Source organism: Streptacidiphilus carbonis (assembly GCF_000787775.1).
Lineage (GTDB): Bacteria > Actinomycetota > Actinomycetes > Streptomycetales > Streptomycetaceae > Streptacidiphilus > Streptacidiphilus carbonis.
This window is the reverse complement of the sequence record NZ_BBPM01000010.1, coordinates 92189-110470: the sequence shown is the minus strand read 5'-3', so window position 1 is coordinate 110470 and position 18282 is coordinate 92189. Positions and strand designations below refer to the sequence as shown.

Genomic DNA, 18282 nt, shown 5'->3' with positions numbered 1-18282 from the left:
GTCCGCCGGATCCCGCCGCACCCGCTCCGGTCGGTACCCGGCGTTCCCGAGCCGGTGCGCGAGACAATCGCACGCCGACGCACGGGAGTTGGACGCGACCGTTACCGGCACGCAAGACTGGACAGCAGGGCCGCCAGGGCACGCGTTGGCTGCGGCAACCCTCGTGCTGCACCGGAGGCCCTGCTCCCATGCGCCCACCGGGCCAACATCATCAGACCAGGCACCCTGTTCGATCAGAACCGACCTCATGATCGATAGCGATACGGCTTCTCGGTTCGCTGACGGCCTGGTTGGGATTCTTTGCCTGCGGCCCGGTTGCCGCCCAGTGACGTGAAGCTGAGTCTCCGTACTCAGGGCCCGCGGCCGCGGTGACGTGAAGCTGAGTCTCCGTACTCAGGGCCCGCTGCCGCGCCGTTGGGACAATGTTGACGGTGCTCGTCGTTGGGGGGAACGTGAGAGAAGCGGAATTCAGGCCGCTCTATGGCCTCATATCGTTGATGGTATCCACGCCGTTCGCGCTGGTCGGCTTCTTCGTGCTGCTGCTCGATGGGACAGGATTGTGGGCTTTCCTCGGGATGATCGGCACGGGCGTGATTGCGTGCGCGGGGCTTTACGTGTGGGCCTTCGCGCTGCTGTTCGCCGTGGGTTGGTCCCGCTTTCAACGCCGTCAGCATGATGGCTGACCGGGTCCTGGACCCTCGCGGGCGCCTCCTCCGTGACTGGCCCTGACGGCGTCATTTCGAGGCGCTGGCGCTCTGGGACGTCCGAGAAGGTCGCGCACTCGGGGCACCGCCTTGGCCTCCCGTGCGCCGCTGCCTCGATCACCAGCATCTCCGGGCTGAAGGCGAAACGTCCCGACAGCCGGCCCGGGGCACCTTCTCCAGCACCCGGTAATCGGGATGCGCTGGCGAGAGCCGCACGCCGGCGAGCGTACGGCCCGTGACCTGGCCGGCCCCCGCCTAGCAGAGAGTGCGCAGCCGCGTTGCTGGAGAGCAGAGAAGATGTCCGAGATCGGCTCGATCTACGCGATCCGCCGTACCTGACGATGTGACAACCGGCGACCTCTCAAGCGTCATGCAGGCGGAGGGGATCACCGGGGTCCGTATGGCTCCGTAGTCCCTCCTCGGTCGTATTCGGCGAACCTGGAGGACACCATGCTGAATCGTACGAAGGTGGCGACCGCGGCCATCGCGGTGGCGCTTGCTGTGGGAGGCGCGGGCCGTGCCGACGCGGCGGACCCTGTCGCCGGGTCCGGTTGGACGGTGGCGGCCTCGCCGGTGGCGGACACCGTGCTGACCGGTGCCGCCGAGACGGCACCGGGGACCACCTGGGCAGCCGGCTTCCAGATCACCCAGCAGGGCAAGGTCAGCCTGCACTCGCCGGTATTGCTGGTCCGCGCCGGCGCGGACAGGCAGGGGTGGGTGACCGCAACCACCGCGCCACTGCCCGACGGCGCCCGGACCCGCTTCAACGCCGTCAGCGCGCGCTCCAGCAGGGACGGTTGGCTGGTCGGGGACGACAACAGCGCGGTGGGCGGCATCGTGACCGAGCACTGGGACGGCGCGTCCTGGAAGCTGGTCAGCGCGCCCGTTCCGTCGGACACCCTCGCCGACACCGCCGGGTTTCTGGGGGTTTCCGGAAGCGGCAGCCACGACGCGTGGGCGGTCGGCTGGGCCCAGGTGTCAGGAGGAGGGGACAACAACCCCAACGGCATCCTCACCGGGCTGGTCGACCACTGGGACGGCACCGGCTGGACGCAGGCCGCGCTCCCGCAGCTGTCCGGGGACTGGGCCCTGAACGCCGTGACGGAGGTGGGCCCCGGCGACGTCTGGGCCGTGGGCGCGAGCATGGACGACGACCAGCCGCTGCTGCTCCACTTCGACGGGCACAGCTGGACCCACGTCGCCACACCCCAGTACCAGGGCGTCTTCGGCGAGTTCAACGCCATCGCAGCCCGCGGTCCTCACGACGTGTGGGTGGCGGGCCGGACCATGCTCGACGACGCCGACGGGGGAGTGGGACACGCCCTGGTCGAGCACTGGGACGGCCGCACCTGGCGGCAGGTGGCCACACCGGCCGCGGCGGGCCGCGCGGCATCCCTGGCCCTGGACCCGGCGGGCGTGGTCGTGGTCGGCCGGACCACGCTGGCGCCCTACCCGGGGCCCGGATCCGACGGCTACGCCATGAGCTACACCGCTGGGACGTGGCACTCGCTGGGGCTGCCCGCCGGCACCCTCTTCGACCCCAGCGGCGTCGTGGTCTCGGCCCAGGGCCGGGTGACGGCTGTGGGTACGGTCTCCGATCCGACCGTGGCGATACCCCAGTCGGTGCTGCTCACCGGCCTGGGCTGAGCCGCCGTCGGTGAGAGCGCCCTCCTGGGGGCCCGGGCCCGCGAGAGATCGCCTGGCTGCAAGCGGACGTGAGGGGCCACCCCGCACTGCCGGGGTTCAGGGCGGGGTGAGGCGCGCCGCGAACTCCTCCGCGGGCTGTCCGGTGTGGAGGCCGAGAAGGTCGGCGATCAGGGCGTCCAGTGGCGGCCAGGGCAGCTCGCCGTGGTCGTTGTAGAGCGTGACGAGGCCGTGCAGTCCGGTCCAGAGCAGCAGCCCGTTCTGCCACTGCTGGGCGGGGGTGGTCTGCTTGCCCCCGCGCTGTCGGACGGCCGTGAGTGAGGCGATGACGGAGCCCAGCAGGGCCTCGCCGGCGCCGTGGTCCTGGAGCAGTGCGAGGTCGGCGGGCATCCGGCCGCCGAAGAGCGTGCGGTACTCGCCGGAGTGCTCGACGCCCCAGCGCACGTAGGCCGCGCAGCGGCCGACAAGGTCGTCGAGGGGGTCGGCGGCCGGGGCCGCGGCCTGGTCCATCAGGCGGGCCAGCTCGGCGTAGCGCAGGCGCAGCACGTGCTGGACCAGTGACCCGAGGTCGGGGAAGTGGCTGTAGATGCTGGCGGGCGCGACCCCGACCTCGCGGGCGACCTGCCGCAGGGTCAGCGTCTCGGGCTGGTCGAGGGTGGCCAGCAGGTGGGCCGCGGCCTCGACCAGCTCGGCCTTGAGCACCTGCCCCTGCCCGCGGGGGTTGCGCCGGCGGCGCGGGGCCTGCTCACCGCCCATGTCCCGGATCCTCCCTGTCGGTGACGGAAGATCACTTTACCTTTTGGCGCCGCTGACGCGCCCCGGCCGGTCGTGGTGGAGCGGGACCGGCCGTGGCAGACCGGGAACCCAGGCCCTGTGCAGTGCTGCGCAGGGCCTGGGCGCGCCTTGACACCCATCACCAACAGGTGTTCACTCAAGTAACCAACACCTGTTTAGTTATGGAGTCACCATGCGCATCGCAGTCCTCGGTGCGACCGGGCGGGTCGGCCGCCTGGTCGTGGAACAGGCGCTCGACCGGGGCCACGAGGTGGTCGCCCTGGTTCGCAGCCCGCAGCAGTACGCCCGGCCCGCGCGGGGCGGAGTCGAGGTCCGGCAAGCGGACGTGACCAGGCCGCAGGAGTTCCCGGAGCCGGTCGACGTCGACGTGCTCGTCTCCGCGCTCGGCATCAGCAAGGGCGACGGCCCGGGCGCCCTGCTCGCCGGCGCCCGGTTGGTGGCGGGGCTGCCGGTCCGCGTCCTCTGGCTCGGAGCGCTGGGCTCGGGAGCCTCGACCGGCGCCGGCGGCGGGATCTACCACGGTGTGATGAAGCTGTTCGTCGGCAAGGAGCTGGAGGAGAAGAGCGCGGCCGACACGATCGCGCTGGCCGGCGGCGCCACCGTCTTCCACGCGCCCGACCTGCGGGTCGGCCAGGTCAGCACGGTCCGGCGCAACATCCCGCTGGCGCAGTACCCCAAACCGCTGCTGCCACCGCACGCCTCCCGTGCCACCGTCGCGGCGCTGATGCTGGACGAGGTCGAGGCGCCGACGGTCGGCGCCGGCATCCTCGTCCCGATGGCGGGTGCGGCGTGATGGCGGGCTACATCGCGATCGAGGAGGCCGTCGCCATCCCCGGCCTCGCCGAGCGCCGTCCCCCGTTCCCGGTGCCGGCCGGCATGGACCCCGCCTTCGTCGCCGACGTGGTCCGGCGGCTGCCGGACGTCACCGAGCTGCGGCTGCCGGACATGGACGCCAACGGCATCGCCGTGCAGGTGCTCTCGCTGACCGTCCCGGGCATCGAGGCGGACCCGGACCCGGCCCGCGCGGTGGCGAACGCCGGCTACGTCAACGACTCGCTGGCCGCGATCGTCACGGCGCACCCCGACCGGTTCGCCGCCTTCGCCGCGCTCCCGCTCCAGGACCCGCCCGCTGCCGTCGCCGAACTCCGGCGCGCGGTCGGGGAGCTGGGCTTCAAGGGCGTCCTGGTCAACGACCACATCCAGGGCAGGTACCTCGACGACCCCGCCTTCGACGCCGTCTGGGCCGCCCTGGTCGAACTCGACGTGCCGCTCTACCTGCACCCGGGCATGCCGCCCGCCGACTCCTGGCACGTGCTGTCCGGCCACCCGGAGATGGACGGCGCGCTGTGGAGCTGGCAGGCCACGACAGGCGGGCACGCCATGCGGATCGTGCTCTCCGGCGTCTTCGACCGCCACCCGCAGGCCCGGATGATCCTCGGCCACGCGGGGGAGTTCCTGCCCTTCCAGCTCTCCCGGTTCGACTCGCGGTACGCCACGCTCAGCGCCCCGACCCCGCTGCTGCGCAAGCCGTCGCAGTACTTCGGCAGCAACGTGCTGGCCACCACCAGCGGGGTGCTCTCCCCGGCCGCGGTCGAGGCGCTGGTACACGTGCTCGGCCCCCAGGCGGTGCTCTTCGCCGTGGACTACCCCTACGAGAAGACCGCCGCCGCAGTCGCCGCCCTGGAGCGGACCAGCCTCCCGCAGGAGGTCAAGCACCGCATCGGCTCGGCGAACGCCCGCGCCCTGCTGCGCCTCTGACCAGACGTCAGCCGACTGGTCGTCGGCCGGACGGCATGCCGTCAGGCCGGCGGCGCGGCACTCCGGCGGCGGCTACGGGTGACCTCCGCGTGGGCGAGGACCTCCAGGGAGAGGTCGAAGCCTCGATTCCGGTCATGGCAATGGCCCTCCAGCACACCCGAGGAAGGTCCGCCAGCGAACCCATCCTCTTCGACGCGCGTCGATCGTGCCACGCATTTGCCGTTGGGTTCGGCTCCTTTGAAGGGAACGGCTGAGCGAGCGAACACTGAGCAGGGCTGTGCTCGGACGTCGCTGTCAGGGCGACGCCGGATGAACCTGACCCGAGTCGAACAGGGACCGTAACCGTCCTTCAGGTCGAGCGACCCGCCTTGAAGCAGAACCGGTAGGTCGTCCCGTCAAAAGTGGGGACGCTGTCCAAGTAGTAGGAGCACTCTCCTACCGCGGTTCCAGGTCCATCGTGAACTCCGGAACTCGGTGCCGGAACAGCACTGGCGGGGCGGCTCCTTGCTGCGGCAGCAGACGGAACCGGCTTCCGGCCGGATGGCGAGGCGTCACGTGACCCGCATTGCGGTCTCGGTCCGGCCCCATGGTCGAGGCGAGTTGCCCTGCATGTCCCGCTTTCCCCGCTCTTCTGTAACGGCGGTACGCCCAAAATGCCTCGAACATGTCATGACGTGATCCCTGCCGCAACCCATCGCCGGACACGGGCCTCCTAGGAAACAACCGCACCCGCTCTGCTCGAGCGCGCGACCTGCCGATACCGATACGACACCGCTTCCCAGGAGTTTCGATGCGCGTCAAGAACATCCCCGCCCTCGCCCTGCTCGTCGCTGCCGCAGGTGTCTCACTGACCGCGTGCGGCAGCAGCACCGGGGCAAGCGCCTCCGCCAAGACCAGTCCGTCGGCCGTCGCGAGCAGCTCCGCCGGGAGCCTTGCCTCCACTCCGGCCGCGCCTGCCCCCTCGTCCAGCCCCTCCACCGGCTCCACCGGCGGCCAGGGTTCGACCTCGGGGTCCTCCTCGTCCGGTTCCTCCACCGCAGGCGGCACGGGCAGCGGGATCTCCGCCCAGGCCCCGTCCTCGGCGTCGAGCCCCAAGTGCAAGACCGACAATCTCGGATACAGCGTCGTCGCCTCGGGGACCAAGAACGAGATCGTGGTCAGTATGAAGAACAACGGTTCCAGCACGTGCAGCATGCACGGCTTCCCGGGCGTCCAGCTCATAGGCCCCAACGGCCTGGGCGACACCGGTCCCGACGCCGCCCGCACCGATGCCTCGGGGTCCACCGTCACCGTCGGGCCCGGCGAGGAGACCCGCTTCCTGCTGGACTACCTCCCGGCCACCTCAGGCTCCACCAAGACCTACACCCGGCTCCTCGTCACCCCGCCCAACGAGACGGTCGGGCAGATCGTGAACCTCAACGCCCTCGCCATCACCATCCCCACCCCCGACGCCCAGTCTCCCGACGTCTTCGTCTACCCCATCGGCTACCACACCGGCTACGGCAAGTAAGCCCTGCAGCAATAGCGCAGATCCTGGGGGCAGGGCCCGTCGACCACGACGGGCCCTGCCCCGCGTCTTCGCAGGACTGGACCGACCGAGGCCTGTTCCCTCTCGCAACAACGGCCTTGGAATTGCCCGCCAGTTCGGGCTGGGCGCCACTGATGGTGAAACGCATTTTTGACTCAGGGGTTCCAGAAGAACGAGACATGGGCGCGGTCGAAGCGGCGCTCGGCCAGGTCCTGTCGCGGGATCACCCAGTGCAGGGTGGATCCCTCCCGCCCGTTGAGACCGATGTCCCATTGGGCGAGCAGCATCCAGTCCTGCGGGGCGGGCAGTTCCAGGGCGTCTTCGGGCTCGCGCGACTGCGCGGCCCGGAACCGTCGCGACCGCACAGCGTCCTGTGCGGCGTCTGCGACAGGGTCTGCTTCGGTGCATTCGTGTGAGGCGTATCCGCCGATGTGCAGCGGGCCGTCCACGGTGATGGCGCCGGAGGTTTCCAGCCACGCTTCGGCCAGTTCCTCGGCGAGGGGGTGGCCGGGGAGCGGAGTGTCGTCGTAGGGGGGATCCAGGGCCGAAATCAGGAAGTGGTAGGGCAGGCAGACGTCGGCCGTCAGGCGCAGTTCGTCCTGCGGGAACTGCTCGTAGATGCGCAGTGTCCCGTCGTCGTATTCGTTCCCCTCCTCGCCGTAGACGCACGGGTACTTCGTCTTGCGTTCCTCGACGGGGGTTCCGGCCGGGATGTACACGACTTCACCGGCGCTGGCGCTGTAGTCCGTCATCTCGGGGAAGCCGAAGAGCAGCAGGCGCCCGTCCGGCGGCAGCGGCAGGCCCGTCACCTCCTCGGGCAGGCCCGCGCAGTCGAGGGTGGCGAGCAGGGGGAACCAGGGGTCCGGGGCGTCGGCGGGCAGCATCAGCGGGCCACCGAACCGGCCGACCCCCGGGCCGTCCCCGCTCGTGACCAGCGTCCCGGACGGGCGGGCGGTGGCGATCCACCGCTCAACATCCTCCGACGGCAAGCCGCGCTTCAATGCTTCTTCACGGAACGGCCGCAGCCGGCCGAGCAGTTCAGGGTTCATAGGGGAAAACATTAGGCCCGTGGTCTGACAGCCGAATTGGAGACCCCCGACGCCACCCGATGGCTCGGCGCTGGGCGCGACGCTCCTCGGGTGGGGACTTACCGGCCCATGCCCCGATACTCCTTGAACCGTCTTTCCGGCAGTCGATCATTCACAATCACGGTTGCCTCCCTGGCCACCTGACTGCCACAGAAGGGCGCTGACGCGCCAGGGCAGAGCGACCGCCGCCCCCCGGCTCCGACACCCCCCGAGCGCGGACCTGGGTGACCGGGGTGGATCTCACGGCGGACCGGGCCGGCGTGCCTGCAGGGTCCGCACGACCTTGGGGCCCAGCCACTTGCGGAACTTCCGCAGGGCTGTGAACTCCTCGAAGGCCTGGTTGGCCACGTAGTACATCTGCGGCGGCACGTACGGGAGAAGCGGTGAGTGCCGCTGGCCGAGCAGCGCGAACAGCCGTGCGGGCTTCAGGTGGATGTAGCGCGGGATGTTCTCGTACCACTGGGCGCTGTAGCGCGCCGCGGCCTGAGTGGAGAGGAGGGCGCGTTTGCGCTCCTGTTCGTAGGCTGCCAGGGCGGGTTGGAGCCCGGTGTGCCGGTGCAGCGCTCCGGCAAGGCCGATGGCGTCCTCGAGTGCCAACGTGGTTCCGGCGCCGATGGAGTAGTGCGTGGTGTGAGCGGCGTCTCCCAGCAGCACGATGTTGTCGTGACGCCACGTTGTGTTCGTCATGGTCCGGAAGTTGAGCCAAGGGACGCGGCCTTCCCCGGCCGCCCGGTTGATCAGCGGTTGACCGTCGAGTTGCTTCGCGAAGATGTCCCCGAGCAGCGCCAGCGTCGCGCTCTCACCCAGCTTGTCGAAACCGAGCCCGGCCCAGGTCTCCGGCGAGCACTCGACGATGCAGGTACTGAGGTCGCCCGTGAACCGGTAGGCGTAGAACCAGATCCAGCCGCAGTGGGTCTCGACGAAGGCGAACGTGAAGGATTCGAACACCCTTCTTGTTCCCAGCCAGATGAACTTGTTCCGTCCAGCCGTCACCTCGGTCCCGAAGTGATCCGAATGAAGTTGGCGCAGGCGGCTGTTGACGCCGTCACCGGCGACGATCAGGTCTGCGGTGGGGAGTTGGGAGGGACTCTCGATCTCGCGACCGAACTCGAGGCGCACGCCGAGGTCGGTCGCCCGCTCGGCCAGGAGGTCGAGCAGGCGCTGTCGGCCGATGCCGAACCCCTCGTCGCCGGAGTGGGTCGTCACCTCGTCCCGAACGTGCGCCACGCCGCCTCCCCAGCGGACAGAGTGCTCGCTGATCGCCTCCGCGGTCGGGGCGTCGCCCTCCCGCAGTTTGTCGAGCAGGTCAGCCCAGTAGGTCACCCCCCAGCCGTAAGTGGATCCAACAGGGTTGCGTTCGAGGACCGTGATGCTGTGGTCCCGGTCGTACTTCTTCATCAAGATCGAAAAGTAGAGGCTGGCGGGCCCTCCGCCAACGCACACGATGCGCATCTGTCCCCATGATCAAAGCAGCTCACAGTAGTCGTTTCATGCCACACCGTAGCACCCGGACCACCGCAGGGACGGCGGCCCCTCCGCCTATCGGCAGCCGCCGCCCGCCCCTCATGCCCCTGCCCGACCCAGCCAGGCACGCGTCGCCGCCGGGCGGTGCCGCGCCCGTCGGCGGCGGAGTCCACGGACCAGGTGGAGCTGAACTGGACCAGGCCGCCAGCGAGGTCAGGGCAACGATGCCGACGCAGGCTCCGCCGCCTGCCGCGACGCACCTGACTGGCCGGATCGTAGACCGACGTCGCCTGTAGGCGGGTGTCGCGGATCGACGGCGGGGCCGGCGAGTTGATGAAGATCATCATCGCAAAATCGTTGGGGCCGGAGAAACCCGGGGCGCTACCCTCCGGAACCATGATTGCGCAGACGAACGACCGTCCCCTCTGGGTCGCCCCCTATCTGGCCAGGCTCGGCGTCGAAGACCCGGAGTCTCTCGGAGCGCCGACGCTCGAGACCCTGCGCGCGCTGCACCGTGCGCATGTCGAGCGGATCGCCTTCGAGAACATCGACATCCAGCTCGGACGTCCGCAGGGCATCAGCCCGGAGGAATCGATAGCCCGCATCCTGGCGGGCCGGGGCGGCTACTGCTTCAATCTGAACAACGCCTTCGCATCCCTGCTGACCGTCCTCGGGTATGACGTCACGTTGCATCGTGGGGCCATCAACGGCAGCGTCAAGAGCGCGAAGGCGACCCCGGAGGAGTACGGCACTCACCTGGCGCTCACGGTCGTGCTCGATGGCGAGCGCTGGTCGGTCGATGTCGGGCTGGCCAACTCGCACCATGAGCCGATCCCGCTGCGGGAGGGCGTCCATGTCCAGGGCCCCTTCAGCTTTCGGTTGCAGGCGCTGCCCGAGATCGGGCCCGACGCCTGGCGGTTCGTCACCGATCCCGTGCAGACGACCTTCCACAGCATGGACTTCACGCTCGCTCCCGCCGCTTGGGAGGACTTCGGCGGACATCACGCCGAGCTCTCGACGTCGCCGCAGTCTTCGTTCGTCCAGACCTGCGAGCTCTTCCGGCGCGACGCGCAGGGGACCGACTTCATCCTCAACGACGAGCTGACCCGTGACGATGCCAGTGGACGTTCCACCCGGGTCCTGACGTCCGCCGAGGAGTGGTTCCAGGTCGCGGAGAATCTGTTCCGACTGGACCTGTCGGCCATCGGCGACGCCGACCGTGCGGCACTGTTCGAGCGCATGCAGCGTGCGGAGGAGGCTTGGCGGGCTGCCCAGCGGGCCGCGCAGCCGGCGGCAGACGCTCAGCTTGACTCCGACGCGTAAACCACCTCCCTGGCCGCAACCGCGTGACCAGCGCCAACGCTTCCCCCTGAGGGCAAGGTCCACCAGAGCGCCCCGGGAGGCGCGACCCGCGGTGCGCTCAGGCGGTGTTCAGCGACTCTTGCGGCGATTGCGCACCAGGCGGACGACGTAGATGGGAACGCCGATGATGGCGCCGATGACGAGGGCCCACTCCACGAAGAAGGCGAGGCCGGGATGGAAACCGGTGGTGGTGGAGGCGGCCAGGGCGGAGGTGAGGGGCTGCTGGGACATCTGCTGGTCCTCGGGTGTTGAAGGCGGCTGGGGTCAGATGGCGCGGAGGTCGGGGCCGTGCTGGGCCCGCTGCGGGACGGTGCCGTGCATCAGGGCGATGTAGCCGTCCTCAACGGTGGCGCTGACGCTCTCCGCGTCCTGGGCGGGGATGCCGGAACTGATGACCCGGTAGGTGGTGCCGGTCATGCCGGGGGTGACGGTGACGGTGGGCAGGTCGGGCGCTGGGGCAGTGGCCGGCTGGGTGACGTGCCACACCATGCCCTCGGCGCGAGCGGCGAGGTCGCCGATGGCGCCCTGGAAGGCGATGCTGCCGTGCTCGACCACCACGACGTTCGGGCAGGTCTGCACGATGTCGTCGACGATGTGGGTGGAGAGCAGCACCGTACGGTCGTCGGCCAGGGTGGCGAGCAGGCTGCGGAACCGCAGCCGTTCCTCGGGGTCCAGCCCCACGGTGGGCTCGTCGACGATCAGCAGACGGGGGTCGTTCAGGATGGCCTGGGCGATGCCCACGCGGCGCTTCATGCCGCCCGAATAGCCCTTCAGCTTCCGGTTGGCGACATCGCTGAGCGAGACCAGTTCGAGGACGTCCTTGACGCGGGTGCGGCGGGCGCGCCGGTCGGTGATGCCCTTGAGCAGCGCCATGTAGTCGAGGAACTGGCTGGCCGTCAGATCCGGGTACAGGCCGAGCTCCTGGGGGAGGTAGCCGGTGGCGGCCTTGACCTCTCGGCGCTGGCTGCGCGACGTCAGGTCGGTGCCGTCCACCGCGACGGTGCCCGAGGTCGGCAGCAGCACCCCGGTCAGGACCCGCATGAAGGTGGTCTTGCCGGCTCCGTTGGGGCCGAGCAGACCGACCATGCCCGCGGGCAGGCGGAGACTGATGCCGTCGAGGGCGCGGACCTGTCCGCGCTGGAAGGTGACGGTCAGATCGGTGATGGTCACGTTGGGCGCTGTCATGACGGGCTCCTCCTGGAGAGCACGTAGTGGGTGATCGCCAGGGCGGCGAGCGCTGCGAGGAGCAGGAAGGAGATGCTGAGGACGGCCTCGCCGCCGGTCGCGTGTACTCCCCGCTGCTTGGCGTCGAACATGACGCCGTGGAACCAGGCGCCGGACGGGTATTCGCCGATGGGTTCGAAGGGCGTTCCGGCGGGGGTGGGGATGCCGTAGCGCGGGCCGACCATGTTGCCCCAGATCCAGTAGCCGAACAGGCCCAGCCGGTACAGTGCGGGTCCGGTCAGGTACGGGATGGTGACCGAGTAGGCCGCGACGAAGAGCAGCGCGGGCAGGATGATGGCGGCGAACGCCGCGAGGCCGACCGGGATCACCCCGGCCCCGCGCTGGGCGGTCAGGTAGCCGAGCAGGCCGACCCAGGCGACGGCGACCGGTGTGATGGTCGCCGCGCCGGCGCCGATGGCCTTGCCCCACAGGCGCGGGCCTATGCTGGTGGGCGTCGATGTCAGGAGGTCGTTCAGCTCCAGCCGGGCCTCCCGCCGGGCGCGGTCGGCGAGGACGGCGCCGACGCCGATCGGGCACAGCATGATGAAGTTGAACGCCCAGTCCGCGACCAGCGTGGCGTGGTCCGTGGTGCTGGTGAAGCCGGGCGGGAAGGGCGATGCGCAGCGCAGGGTGATCAGCGCGAGCACGACCAGCCAGACGGCCGGGCGGCGCACCTGCATCAGGTACTCGTAGCGGGCGGCCGCGACGGTCTTCGCCAACCGGCCCTGAGCCGCAGTCGGCGGGGCGGTTCGCTCCAGGACGGCGGTCATGCGGCATCGCTCCCCAGGAATCGTTCGGGACGCCCCAGCAGCAGGCCGGCCGCGATCACGGCGACGACGCCGACGGTGGGCAGGGCGATTCGGTTGACGGTCCATTCGTGCACCGGGACCCGGTCGGCGACGCCCATGAACAGGAACTGTGTCCGCAGCACCGTGTTGTCCAGGATGGCGCTCCGCATCAGGTCCTGGGCCAGCCAGATGCCCGCAATCAGGCCGCTTGCGGCGCCCGGGCTGCGCAGGCCGATTGCGATGAGCATCGCCAGTGCGACCAGCCAGAGCATCGGCGGGGCCCACACCAGGACGTAGCCGCCCGTGCCCTGGCCCGCGGGCCACGCGTTCAGGGCCCGGAATACGACGGCGTCCAACAGTGTGACCAGGGCCGCTGGGAGCACCACCAGGCCGACACGCAGGAACAGCACCCGGCGGTAGACCGTGGTGGTCATGACCAGCTCGGCGCCGGAATCACGCCCCACGATCGAGGAGGCCGCGACGGCGGTGCCGAGAGGGGCGAAGCCCGCCAGGGCCGCGCCGGCGGCTAGGTTGACGTGCTCCGCACCGGCCCCGGTGGCATGCATGACGATCACCAGGATCGCGCCGCCCAGCGTTGCCGCCAGTGCCGTCACCGGCGGGGCGATGCCGATGACCCGCAGCTCCAATCGGAGGCGGGCCCAGGTGGACCGGTTCACATCCACCTGCCGGCTCGTGCGGACCCCGCGTCGCCGCGGGGTGTGTCGAGGTCTCGTTGCATGCCGTCAAGCCTGCGCACGCCGACTGTGGCTCGTACCGGCCAAAAGTACTGATCGGGCGGATCGGAGCGGTCCTTTTGGCCGGTACAGCGTTCACGGCCGGTTCCGTAGTCTGAGCACCGTGAGTGTGATGGAACGGCTCGCCGCACTGGGCGCACTGGCCGCCAGACGAACCAACGTCCTGTCCGGGCTCGCCTTCGCGGCGATCCTGGCAGCGACGGCCTACCACCGTGCCGACGCGGGGCGCCGGGACTGGGCGCTCGACTGCGGCGTCAGCGCGGTGGTGTGCCTCGCGGCGCTGCTTCGAGGGCGCGACCGGCTGGTCGCCGTGGCCGTCGGCCTGTCCGTCGCGGCTGCCGCGGTCCTTGCCTCCAGCAGGGGGTACCTGACCGCTCAGCCCGGCTTGGCCGCGTCCTTGGCCTTGGCCGTCCTCGCCGGCTCGGCGGTCCGGGTGCTGCCGCTCCGGCGAGCAGTGGTGGTTGCCGCCGCCGGACTCGCGGTCACGACACTCGGCCGGCTCGCGACCACGCCGACTGCCGTCGGCTCGTTCCACGTGGGCGTCCAGTGCTGGCTGCTCGGCCTCGGCACGGGGCTCGTCCTGCGCTTCCTGGAGCAACGCCGCCAGGCCACCGTCGAGGCGGTGCGGCGTGACGAACGCCTGGCCCTGGCACGGGAGTTGCACGATGTCGTCGCCCACCACGTGTCCGGCATCGTGATGCATACCCACGCCGCCCAGATCATGCTCCGCAAGCAGCCCGACCGCCTCGGCACCGCCCTGGCGGACATCGAGCGCTCGGGCACCGACGCCATGGACGCGATGCGACGGGTGGTCGCGCTGCTCCGCGACGCGGAGGACGGTGCCGCCGTAACCGCGGGACCGGAGCAACTCGTCGACCTGGTCCGCCGCTTCGAGGAGCACGGACCGGCCGTCGACCTCCGGCTGCCCACCGGGGCGCCGCCCTGGCCACCCGTGGTCACCAGCACCGTGTACCGGGTCGTCCAGGAATCCCTGACCAACATCGCCCGCCATGCCCGCGGCGCCCGCGCGGCAACCGTCACCATCTCCCAGGACTGCACGGACATCACCGTCGAGATCGGCAACGACGCTCCGCCGCACCCCCCGATCCGCGCCTCCCCGCGCGCCGGCTACGGTCTGGTCGGCATGCGCGAGCGCATCGAGGCCCTGGGCGGAACGCTCGACGCCGGTCCGCAGCCCGGGACTGGTTGGTCGGTACGGGCCACCCTGCCCCTGCCGAACGGAGACCGCCGATGAGCATCAGCGTGCTGGTCGCCGACGACCAGGCCATGATCCGCACCAGCCTGCGCCTCATCCTGGAGGACGAGCCCGACATCACCGTCGTCGCGGAAGCACGCGACGGTGCCGAGGCCGTCGACCTTGCCCGCCAACTGCGGCCCGACGTCTGCCTCATCGACATCCGCATGCCCCGCCTCGACGGCATCGACGTCACCCGCGCGCTCGCCGGCCCGGGCGTTGTCGACCCACTCCGGGTCGTCATCGTCACCACCTTCGGACTCGACGAGTACGTCCACGGCGCCCTCCAGGCCGGAGCCCTCGGATTCGTCCTCAAGGACGGCGACCCCGCCTTGTTCGCCGCCGCCGTGCGCGCTGCCGGCGTCGGGGACGCCCTGATCTCCCCGTCGATCACCCGGCGCCTGCTCCGCGACCTCGCCCCCGTCACAACCCCTTCCGCCCTCCGACCCAACACCCCGCTCACCGACCGGGAGACCGACGTCGTCCGCGCCGTCGCCCGGGGCAGGACCAACCAGGAGATCGCCGCCGCCCTCTTCATCTCCGTCAGCACCGTGAAGGGTCACCTCGCCGCGATCCAGGACAAGCTCGGAGCCCGCAACCGCAGCGAGATCACCGCCTGGGCCTGGGAATCCCACCTCATGCCGGGCAGCGCAAAGCAACGGAACAGCCGCCGATAGCCCCAATACGGGGGCCCGGTTCAAGGGCGCCCCGCGTCGCTGCGGGGGCGCATGCACAGGTAGTCGGCGGTGTTGTCGGCCCGGCGGTAGCGGGTGCCCATCGGGAAGCCGCACGAGCCGCAGAAGATGATGCCCTGACAGATCGGGACGCCTCGTGCGGTGGCTGGGCACCGGCCTGGGTGCGGTTCCCGGCCAGTTTCGGCTGGATGTCCAGGTGCCGCTGCCAGGAGACGTATCCCTCGTGTTGGTGGGGGATGAGGGCCTTCCACTGGTCGCGTGGCAGCCGGTTCACGCAGGTGACGACGGCGCCGTCGGGGCGGACCTTGCGGGCGGTCGCGGTGCGGCTGAACGCGTAGGCCCGCACAGGCCGGGTTGCGCAGCACGTCGGCGGCCCGGCCGTGGGTGAGCCGGCCCCAGCCCGGCCTGCCGGCCCACACGCCGGTGTAACCTGCGGTCGGCGAACGCGCGCACCACGCCGAGGACGGATCATTGCTGCTCGAACAGGCGGAAGACGTCCGGTTGGCGTGCGGCCCCGGCTGCGCGGACCGCGCAGGAGAGGACTCTGACGCGATGTCAGCCGGTTCCAAGCTGGTCGATCCTGACTGAAGCGGCCGGTCGAGGCTTGGCCGTGGAACATCACCCGCAGCCCGAACGGCACGGCGCCCCGGCCGCAGCCGGCTCTGCAGGGGTCCCCACGTGCTGCTCGGCCGGCGGGGCGGGGTCGTATATTCTGCACGAATCCGCACACCCGGCTCATAGACTCGGCTCGGCGGGGGAACAACGTCGCGGGGGCTTTGTGGGTGGGCAGATTGGGTCCGGACCGGATCCGGACCGGGCCGAGGATCTGGCGGAGTTCGTCGGTCTGCTGGGGGAGTTACGCGCGTGGGCGGGGATGCCGTCCTATCGGGTGCTGGCGAAGCGGGTCGGCCGGCAGATGCGGCCTCCACGCACCGTCTCACCGTCCACACTCGTAAACGTGTTCAAGCCCGGGCGGCGTCGTCTGGATCTGGACTTGGTGGTGGCGATCGTCCGGGCGCTTGGCGTGGACGCGCCCGGAACGGCCCGCTGGCGTGCGGCGTGCATCAACGTGCACGGGTTGGCCAAGCAGGGCGGACCGGTCGGGGTGTTCCGTCAGCTGCCCCCGGATCTCGCGACGTTCACCGGGCGCGAGCAGGAGCTGGCACGTCTGCTCGAGGTGGCGACGAAACCTCGCGACGGCGATGCCGGGAACACGGTGGTGATCTCCGCGATCGAGGGCATGGCCGGGGTAGGGAAGACCCAGCTCGCCGTCCATGCCGCTCACGAGCTCCTGCGCGCCGGCCATTACACCGACCTGCAACTGCACGTGAACCTGCGCGGCTTCGACCCTGAGCTCCCGCCGGCGGACCCGTCGGCGATCCTCGAGGCCTTCCTACGGCAGCTGGGCGTGCCCGCACAGCAGATTCCCACCAGCCGTGAGGAGCGCGCCGCGATGTACCGCGACCGGCTACGCGACCGCCACACGCTGATCCTGCTGGACAACGTCGCTGACGAGGACCAGGTCCGCGACCTCATCCCCGCCGACCCCTCCTGCCTGGTGCTCATCACCAGCCGACGCAGCCTGGCGGGCCTGGACAGCATCTCCCCGCACGTGCTCGACACCTTCTCCGAGGACGAGTCACTGGAACTGCTGGCGCGGATCGCGGGCCATGAGCGCGTCGCTGCAGAACCCGAGGCGGCCGCCCGGATCGTGGAGTACTGCGACCGTCTCCCGCTTGCCCTGGCACTGACCGCGGCGCGGCTGCGCTCCCGGCCAGCCTGGAGCATCGAGGACCTGGCCAGCCAACTGCACACGGGCCGGCTGGAGGCGATCCGTGCCGGCGGCCGCGCCATACGCCCCGTCCTCGACCTCTCCTACCAGGCGCTCCCCGAGACGGCGCAGCAAGCATTCCTGCTACTAGGCCTCCACACCGGTCCGGATTTCACCCCCGAGGCAACCGCCGCGCTCATCGGCAGCACCATCACCGAAGCTACCCGAACATTGGAGCTGCTCCTGGACGAGCATCTGCTGCAGCAACGGCGCAGCGGACGCTTCGAACTGCACGACCTGCTCCGCGCCTACACGCTCGACCTCGTCACTGGCGAAGGTGCCGCCGTGAGCAAGGCGGCCCTCGCCAGGATTACGGCGTGGTACGCGCACAGCGCCTACCACGCGACTGCATCGCTTGGGAATGACACTGTGGCTCCCACCGCTCCGTGCGAACGCGATCCGGCACAGTTCGACTCCCGAGACGCCGCCCTTGCCTGGCTGGATGCTGAGGAGACCAACCTGGACCACGTCATGCGTATTGCCGCCGAATCCGGGCTCCACGACACCGCCTGGCAAATCAGCGCGTACCTGGAAGACCACTACTACGAGAGCGGCAGAATGCGTGCGAGCATCCGCGTGAACCACAGGGGGGCGGAATCAGCCCGGAAGGCTGGCGACAGATCCGCCGAAGGGCGGATCCTCTGCAACCTGGGCTGGTGCTACATAGAACCGTCCGACCTCAACGTGGCCGAGTCCTACATGCGCAAGGCAGTGGCCCTGTGCGAGGAAGCCGGCAGCGAGAACGGCAAGGCCAACGCCCTCAACGGCCTGGGGAAGGTGTTCGGCGACCAGAACAGGCACATCGACGCGATCAACTCCTACCAAGCGGCACTGACGATCTACCAACAGCAGGGAAAGCGCCGCAACACAGGCACCACCCACAGCAACATCGGCACCATCCACTTCCAGAGGAAGCATTACGACCTGGCCCTGGCCAGCTACCTGCACGCCCTGGACATCCTCAACTCCCCGGAAACCGACAGCTACGCCCTCGCCCTGCTGCTCGGAAACATCGCCGAGGTCTTGCTCCTCACCGGCGAATACGACGAGGCCTTCAGCTACGAGACCCGCCGCCTCGCACTGGCGCGTCAGTACGGACACGCCCTACAGGAGGCTCAGAGCCTGGTCGCCACCGGGGACGTACAGTCAGCGCGCGGACGGACCGCTGAGGCACGGGCGGCCTGGACCGAAGCCATCACCCTGTACGAGGAACTGGACATCCCCGGGGCCGCCGTGGCACGACAACGTCTTGACGCTGTGTCCGACGACAATGCAGCGCAACCCGCTGAACGTTGTCAACGCTTCGCGAATTCTGGTTGTGGATCACTTTCCGTTCCAGAGCCACGGAGCGTGAGCGAAGAAGCCGCGATCATGGGTGGTCGTGACTGACC

General features: G+C 70.0%; 16 protein-coding genes. 9 read left to right on the top strand and 7 right to left on the bottom strand.

Translation table 11 applies throughout. The features are described 5' to 3' along the window. The first annotated feature begins 431 nt into the window (after positions 1 to 431). Positions 432 to 683, top strand: coding sequence for a hypothetical protein (locus TR46_RS10415; protein WP_152626398.1), 252 nt, complete (start codon positions 432 to 434; stop codon positions 681 to 683). 471 nt (positions 684 to 1154) lie between these two features. Next, positions 1155 to 2351 carry a hypothetical protein gene (locus tag TR46_RS10410; RefSeq protein ID WP_042397333.1) on the top strand — a complete coding sequence of 399 codons (1197 nt, stop codon included), beginning with the start codon at positions 1155 to 1157 and terminating at the stop codon, positions 2349 to 2351. Between the two features lie 96 nt (positions 2352 to 2447). Here TR46_RS10410 and TR46_RS10405 read toward each other — a convergent pair whose 3' ends face one another. Then, positions 2448 to 3104, bottom strand: coding sequence for a TetR/AcrR family transcriptional regulator (locus TR46_RS10405; RefSeq protein WP_042397330.1), 657 nt, complete (start codon positions 3102 to 3104; stop codon positions 2448 to 2450). 211 nt (positions 3105 to 3315) lie between these two features. Here TR46_RS10405 and TR46_RS10400 point away from each other — a divergent pair, with 211 nt between their 5' ends. From TR46_RS10400 to TR46_RS10390, 3 genes are all read left to right on the top strand, one after another. After that, positions 3316 to 3936: an NAD(P)-dependent oxidoreductase gene (locus TR46_RS10400; RefSeq protein ID WP_042397327.1), complete on the top strand. Its 621-nt coding sequence runs from the start codon at positions 3316 to 3318 to the stop codon at positions 3934 to 3936. Then, the gene (locus TR46_RS10395) at positions 3936 to 4901 is read left to right on the top strand and encodes an amidohydrolase family protein (RefSeq protein ID WP_052432693.1); all 966 of its coding nucleotides are present in this window, start codon (positions 3936 to 3938) and stop codon (positions 4899 to 4901) included. The genes TR46_RS10400 and TR46_RS10395 overlap by 1 nt, the downstream gene beginning before the upstream one ends. Before the next feature lie 790 nt (positions 4902 to 5691). Then, complete coding sequence (locus TR46_RS10390; RefSeq protein ID WP_042397324.1) at positions 5692 to 6411, top strand: DUF4232 domain-containing protein; 720 nt, start codon at positions 5692 to 5694, stop codon at positions 6409 to 6411. Between the two features lie 173 nt (positions 6412 to 6584). On the opposite strand, the gene TR46_RS10385 is transcribed toward TR46_RS10390, so the two are convergent. Continuing rightward, entirely contained in the window at positions 6585 to 7478 is an 894-nt protein-coding gene (locus TR46_RS10385) for a DUF1963 domain-containing protein (protein WP_161790109.1), read from the bottom strand. 279 nt (positions 7479 to 7757) lie between these two features. After that, positions 7758 to 8969 carry an FAD-dependent monooxygenase gene (locus TR46_RS10380; protein ID WP_042397317.1) on the bottom strand — a complete coding sequence of 404 codons (1212 nt, stop codon included), beginning with the start codon at positions 8967 to 8969 and terminating at the stop codon, positions 7758 to 7760. Between the two features lie 312 nt (positions 8970 to 9281). Here TR46_RS10380 and TR46_RS10375 point away from each other — a divergent pair, with 312 nt between their 5' ends. After that, on the top strand, positions 9282 to 10304 hold the full coding sequence (locus TR46_RS10375; protein ID WP_052432691.1) for an arylamine N-acetyltransferase family protein: 1023 nt from the start codon (positions 9282 to 9284) through the stop codon (positions 10302 to 10304). A gap of 108 nt (positions 10305 to 10412) precedes the next feature. Here the strand turns inward: TR46_RS10375 and TR46_RS42195 are convergent, their stop codons facing one another. The 4 genes from TR46_RS42195 to TR46_RS10360 are packed head-to-tail and all read right to left on the bottom strand — an operon-like array spanning position 10413 to position 13038. After that, a complete protein-coding gene (locus TR46_RS42195; RefSeq protein ID WP_161790108.1) occupies positions 10413 to 10574 on the bottom strand; it encodes a hypothetical protein in 162 nt (53 codons plus the stop codon). 33 nt (positions 10575 to 10607) lie between these two features. Further along, complete coding sequence (locus TR46_RS10370) at positions 10608 to 11528, bottom strand: ABC transporter ATP-binding protein (protein ID WP_042397314.1); 921 nt, start codon at positions 11526 to 11528, stop codon at positions 10608 to 10610. After that, positions 11525 to 12337: a hypothetical protein gene (locus tag TR46_RS10365; RefSeq protein ID WP_042397310.1), complete on the bottom strand. Its 813-nt coding sequence runs from the start codon at positions 12335 to 12337 to the stop codon at positions 11525 to 11527. The genes TR46_RS10370 and TR46_RS10365 overlap by 4 nt, the downstream gene beginning before the upstream one ends. Next, a complete protein-coding gene (locus TR46_RS10360; RefSeq protein WP_042397306.1) occupies positions 12334 to 13038 on the bottom strand; it encodes a hypothetical protein in 705 nt (234 codons plus the stop codon). The genes TR46_RS10365 and TR46_RS10360 overlap by 4 nt, the downstream gene beginning before the upstream one ends. 184 nt (positions 13039 to 13222) lie before the next feature. On the opposite strand from TR46_RS10360, the gene TR46_RS10355 reads away from it, so the two are divergent. The 3 genes from TR46_RS10355 to TR46_RS10345 all read left to right on the top strand — a co-directional run bounded on the left by TR46_RS10355 (position 13223) and on the right by TR46_RS10345 (position 18280). Next, a complete protein-coding gene (locus tag TR46_RS10355) occupies positions 13223 to 14365 on the top strand; it encodes a sensor histidine kinase (RefSeq protein ID WP_084718233.1) in 1143 nt (380 codons plus the stop codon). Continuing rightward, the gene (locus TR46_RS10350) at positions 14362 to 15042 is read left to right on the top strand and encodes a response regulator transcription factor (protein ID WP_042397304.1); all 681 of its coding nucleotides are present in this window, start codon (positions 14362 to 14364) and stop codon (positions 15040 to 15042) included. Before TR46_RS10355 ends, TR46_RS10350 begins: the two co-directional genes overlap by 4 nt. A gap of 796 nt (positions 15043 to 15838) precedes the next feature. Beyond that, positions 15839 to 18280, top strand: coding sequence for a helix-turn-helix domain-containing protein (locus tag TR46_RS10345; RefSeq protein WP_042397301.1), 2442 nt, complete (start codon positions 15839 to 15841; stop codon positions 18278 to 18280). Positions 18281 to 18282: the final 2 nt, after the last annotated feature.